The organism is Terriglobales bacterium, assembly GCA_035454605.1.
Lineage (GTDB): Bacteria > Acidobacteriota > Terriglobia > Terriglobales > Acidobacteriaceae > DATMAB01.
In genome coordinates this window covers 1-5434 of the sequence record DATIGQ010000222.1, presented here as the reverse complement: position 1 = coordinate 5434, position 5434 = coordinate 1, and the positions used below count along the sequence as shown (strand labels likewise).

Annotated in this window: 5 protein-coding genes; 1 reads left to right on the top strand and 4 read right to left on the bottom strand. The window is 62.5% G+C overall.

From position 1 onward, the window contains the following. Nucleotides 1-220 precede the first annotated feature (220 nt). Nucleotides 221-2488, top strand: a complete 2268-nt coding sequence (locus tag VLE48_15400) for an APC family permease (GenBank protein HSA94398.1) — start codon at nucleotides 221-223, stop codon at nucleotides 2486-2488. 27 nt (nucleotides 2489-2515) lie between these two features. Here VLE48_15400 and VLE48_15395 read toward each other — a convergent pair whose 3' ends face one another. The 4 genes from VLE48_15395 to VLE48_15380 all read right to left on the bottom strand — a co-directional run. Beyond that, nucleotides 2516-3385, bottom strand: coding sequence for a dihydrofolate reductase family protein (locus VLE48_15395; GenBank protein HSA94397.1), 870 nt, complete (start codon nucleotides 3383-3385; stop codon nucleotides 2516-2518). A 40-nt stretch (nucleotides 3386-3425) separates the two neighbouring features. Then, complete coding sequence (locus tag VLE48_15390; GenBank protein HSA94396.1) at nucleotides 3426-4052, bottom strand: hypothetical protein; 627 nt, start codon at nucleotides 4050-4052, stop codon at nucleotides 3426-3428. A 44-nt stretch (nucleotides 4053-4096) separates the two neighbouring features. After that, the gene (gene lpxD / locus VLE48_15385; GenBank protein HSA94395.1) at nucleotides 4097-5098 is read right to left on the bottom strand and encodes a UDP-3-O-(3-hydroxymyristoyl)glucosamine N-acyltransferase; all 1002 of its coding nucleotides are present in this window, start codon (nucleotides 5096-5098) and stop codon (nucleotides 4097-4099) included. Nucleotides 5099-5229: 131 nt separating this feature from the next. Then, nucleotides 5230-5434: hypothetical protein (locus VLE48_15380; GenBank protein ID HSA94394.1), on the bottom strand; the 205-nt coding region annotated here is incomplete at its 5' end.

Below are 5434 nucleotides of genomic sequence, written 5' to 3'. Positions count from 1 at the left end.
GTTGCGGCTGTGCGCCTCCTGGAGGGGATGTTTGCTGTGGGGATGACCGGATCGGTCCTGGTGCTGATCCAGACCTTCGTGGAAGACCTGGAGACTCTTTTCCGGAACGACCCCGTACCCCCTACCACATTGACGCCGCACTTGGCTGAGAAGTAGACTCCCCCAGGTTTGACTGACGGCCGCGGCGAGAACTCGCGTGGCCGTTTCTTTTGCGCGGGCCATGTCCGCTTCTGACCAGGCCGTACCTTCGGGTTCTAACCGGGTTCGCATTGTCGTGGCGACCTCGGTGATGCTCACCTTCATCTCCTTCTGGCGGGCCGCGGCCATCGTTCTCAATGACCTCGGTTCGTCGGCCTTCTACGCCGTAGGCATCGCCGAACAGGCCGTCGGGAAATCGGCGCCGTGGTTCATCCTGGGCGTCATGCTGTTCGCCTTCACGGTGCGGGCCGTGTACGTGGAGAGCTGTTCCATGTTCGTGCGCGGGGGCGTGTACCGCGTCGTCAAGGAGGCCATGGGCGGTGGCTTGGCCAAGGTTTCGGTTTCCGCGCTCATGTTCGACTACATACTGACCGGTCCCATTTCCGGGGTTTCAGCGGGACATTACATCGCCGGCCTGGTCAACGAGCTCTTCGCCTATTCCGACACTCACGGTTGGGTACCCCGTGCCGTCCACGAGCTTTTTCAGGGTACGCCCCAAATCAATGAAAACTTCGGGGCCATGGCCTTCGCCATCGCCATGACGCTCTACTACTGGTGGCAGAACACGAAGGGCCTGGAGGAATCGAGCGAGAAGGCGCTGAACGTCATGAAGGTCACCACGACCATGGTGGTGCTCCTGCTGGGCTGGTCGGCACTGACCCTTCTGAAAGGCGACTACCACCTCCCGCCGTGGCCGGTGCCCTCCAACCTGAATTTCAGCGACGAGGCACTCGGATTCCTCCGGCACAGTGAATGGCCCAGGATGTTCGGCCTGTTCGGCATCATGATCGCCTTCGGGCACTCCGTGCTGGCCATGAGCGGTGAGGAATCCCTCGCCCAGGTCAACCGCGAGATCGCCCATCCCAAGCTGCTGAACCTGAAGCGCGCAGCCATCGTCATCGGGATCTACAGCTTCATGTTCACCGGCGTCTGTTCGCTGCTGGCCGTAATGATCATCCCTGATGCCGAGCGTGCTGCCTTCAAGGACAACATGATCAGCGGCTTGGCCATGAATCTGTATGGGCCCACGCTGCTGAAATTGATATTCCGCGTGTTCGTCGTGGTGGTCGGCTTCCTCATGCTCTCCGGCGCCATCAATACCTCCATCATCGGCGCCAACGGCGTAATGAACCGCGTCTCCGAGGACGGCGTGCTCACCGACTGGTTCCGCAGACCCCACCGCAGGTACGGAACCACTTCCCGCATCATCAATTTGATCGTGGGAATGCAACTTTTCACCATCCTGGCCAGCGGCGGCGATGTCTACCTGCTGGGTGAAGCCTACGCTTTCGGCGTCATCTGGAGCTTCACGTTCAACAGCTTCTCCATGCTGGTGTTGCGCTACAAGTACAAGGGCGAGCGAGGTTGGAAGATGCCGCCCAACCTCAGGTTCGGCAAAGTCGAAATCCCTCTGGGACTGGCCAGCGTCTTCCTGGTACTGCTCTCCACGGCCATCGTGAACCTGTTCACCAAGTCCGTGGCCACCGTCGCCGGATTAATCTTCACTGGAGTCTTCCTCACTATCTTCACCGTCTCCGAGAAGATCAACCAGCGCAAGCTGGCCCTCACCGGAAAGCAGATGCGCGAGCACTTCTCGCTGCAGCACGAGGAAACCGTGCAGCGTGAGACCATCGGCATTCGCCCCGGCAACCTCCTGGTGACCGTCCGCGACTACAACACCATGAACCACCTGAAGTGGGTGCTGGAGCGTGTGGACACCAAGGAACAGGATGTCGTGGTCATGGCGGCGCGGCTGGTTACCGGCCCTGGGGGCGGCGAGTACGACCTGACTACCGAGCAGGTCTTCAGCGACTACGAGCAGACACTGTTCACCCGCGCCGTCTCCGTCGCCGAGAGCTACGGCAAGCACGTCTCGCTGCTGGTGGTGCCGGCGCGCGACGTGTGGTCCGCCATCGTGCAGACCGCGAATTCACTGGAGTCCTCGGCCGTGGTCGCCGGCCTCTCCACCAAGATGCCTTCCCATCTGCAGGGCTTTTACCTGGGCCGGGCCTGGGAGGCCATGCCCGAACCCAAGCGCCAGTTCGTGCTGCAAGTCGTCAAGCCCACCTTCGAGGTTGAGACCTACCGCATCGGCCCGCACACGCCTGACCTTAAGACCGAGGACATCCATCTCGTCCACCGCCTGTGGCTCAACATCACCCGCGAGCAGGGACTGGAGAAGCTCCACCACTCGGACATCGTTTCCGCCGCGCTCTCCCGTTTTGCCCGCGACTACGCCGGGCGCGACCGCGACGAAATCCTCAATCTCCTGAAGAAGAAGTGCAAATAGGTTTTGCTAGGTACTCGGTACTCGCAACTATTTGCGCCGATACCTCACAAACTGATGATCCCCCGCTTTCCGGCAGCTCAGCCAGCGCCAGCGGGGCGCGTCCTCTTTGGTGAACCCCGGACCCGCCAGCGACGTGGGCCGCAGCAGCGGCACATCATCGGGCTCGTGGGGTGCAGGTTCCTGTTTCACCGGCACTACCTGCCCCACTTCCAGCGGCGAGATGGTGAGGAACCGCTCGTCCACCAGTCCGGCTTGGGTCAGGTGCCCGTTCAACGTGGGCCCGCCTTCGCAGAGCAGATAGCGCACGCCCAGATCGCGACGCAGCAGCCGCACGGCTGCAGCTAGATCCACCCATCGGCTCCCTTCCACCGTGAGAACGCGCACATGCGGCCGGGCATCGCGCCCTTGCACGCGTTTCGCGCCCTCCTTTGTGGTCAGCAGAACCGCGTCCACCAGTTCACCGTCGAAGGCGCGATAGCCGGTAAGGTCCAGGTCGCCCGACCCGGTGACGAAGATGCAGGTCTCGCGCCCACGGCCCAGCCGCTTGCGCAACTCCGCCAGCTCCGGATTCACGATGCGATACACCGGCCCGCGCGGCCCGTAGTTTCCGGCGGCGCATTCCTCCAGCAGCGTATTCATGCCCACCAGCAGGGCGTCGGCATGGGCCCGCAGCAGGTCCATCAGCCAGCGGTCTTCCTCGGACTGCGCGATATGGAACCCGGAGGCCTGCCGCCCGCGCAGCGACACGATGCCGTCCAGCGACTGCACGAAGTTGGTGAAGAGCCACGGCCGGTCCTCTGGCGCCGGCGGGAAGCCCAGCCAGCCGTAGGAGCCGTAGGCCGCATCCTCCCGCTCCGCGGGCTCGCCTTTGTCGAAAAGGATTTCGAAGGGGCGCATGAACCGATGCAAGATTCAAAATGCAAAAAGAAAAAGTGGCCTAGTTTTGCATTTTGAATTTTGAACTTTGAATTCTGGCTCTAACGAACTCGACCATCTCTCCCGTCACATACTGCGGCGGGCGGATGCGGAACATCGGCCGCCCGGCCACCGGCTTCAGCGACACCTGCTCCCACTGGTACCCGGTCCCGGTGCATTGGTGGACGATCACCGCATCCGCCCGATCCAGGAACTCGCGCGCCGACTCCTTGAAGTCCGCTACGCCCGGATCGAGCACGGTCAGGTAGAGGTCGGGACGCAGGAAGCGCAACACGCTGTTCGATTCCATGATGACGTTTTCCGCGCCGGAGAGCGCCCGGCGCAGGTCCGGCATCCCCTCCGCCAAACGTCCCTGTTTCGACCGCACCCAAAGCGACCGCTTCGCGCCCGCGGCCAGAAAGCGGCAGGTGTCGCCGCGCCCGCCTGCATCCTGTTCCTCGCTGATGTCGAAGATGTGCTCATCCACCGCGCAGCCGCAAGCCTCGCCGTTGACGCTGCACACGCCGTGCCCGTACTGCGTGATCTTCACCGCAGTCCAGTCGAATTCCGGCAGCGCCGCGATTAGCCCCGCGACTACGCTGGTCTTCCCTACGCTCCTGGAATGCCCGCCGATGACTACGAGACACACCGTTCAACTCCGCTTTTGCATCTCTAATTTTTCATTATTACTTTTTACTTCTTACTTTCTTTTGCCAGCTTCGCCAGCGCCGCCAGTTCTTTCAGATACTCCTTGATCGGGCGCGCGGGCGTCCCCCAGAAGACCACGCCCTTGCCGCGGATGACTTTCTTCGATGGGATCCCGGACTGCGCTCCCAGGATCGCCCCTTCCTCGATGCGCACGTGGTCGGCAATGCCCACCTGCCCGCCCACAATCACATTCTTCTCCACTACCGAACTGCCGGAAATCCCGGTCTGCGCGGCAATCACCACGTTCTCGCCGATGCGCACGTTGTGCGCCACGTGCACCTGGTTGTCCAGCTTCACTCCGCGCTCGATCACCGTCGGCCCCAGCGCGCCGCGGTCAACCGTGCAGCCCGCGCCGATCTCGACGTCGTCGCCGATCTCCAGCGTTCCCAATTGCGGAAACTTTTCGTAGCGGCCGGTGGTCTCGTCGCGCACGTAGCCGAAGCCGTCGCTGCCCAGCACGGAGTTGGCCAGCACCGTCACCCGGTCGCCCAGCGTCGTGCCGGAATAGATGGTGACGTGCGCGTCTACGTAGCAGTCCGCGCCGATTTTGACCTTCGACGAAATGCACGCCCCCGGCCCGATGCGCGTCCGCTCTCCGATGGTCACGCTCTCCCCGATTACCGCGTAGGGCGCCACCGAAGCGCCCTTCCCCAGCTTCGCCGATTCGTGCACGATAGCCGTGGAGTGCACTCCTGGCTCTCTTCGCCGGTGCGGGCGGATGAAGCCGGCGGCGCGGATGAACGCCAGCCGCGGCTTGGCGGAAATCAGCAGGGCCTTGTTCGTCTTCACTGCCGCGCCGAACTCTCCCGTCACCACCGCACCTGCCTTCGAAGCCAACGCTTCTTCCAGCAAGGCCTCGGACTCCGCAAATACCAGATCGTCGGCCTCCGCCGCCGGAATCGCGGCCACTCCACCAATCTCCACCGCGGCGTCACCTACCAGCTTTGCGCCCGCTGCTTCAGCAATCTCTTTCAGGCTGTATTTCATGTCCTCTCAGACTCGCCCCAGTGGAGTATATGCCGTTGACTTCCGCTCCTGGCTATTGGCCTTTGGCTGCTGGCTTTTCGGGTTGCCCTCGGTCTTTTCATTAGAAATCTTGAATTTCTGATTTCCTCACTCTAGTAGAGCGAGGATTCTCCCTCCGGCCTGGTCTTCCACCGACGATGCACCCACAGCCACTGGTCCGGATACCGCCGAGCACACTGCTCGATCGCCTGGTTGAACAGCGCCGTGTTGGCGACGGCGTCGGCGTCGTCGTCGCCGGTGCGGACCAGCTTGAGCGGCGCGTCGAAGCGAATGCGGTACTTGCCCAGTTCCTCATCC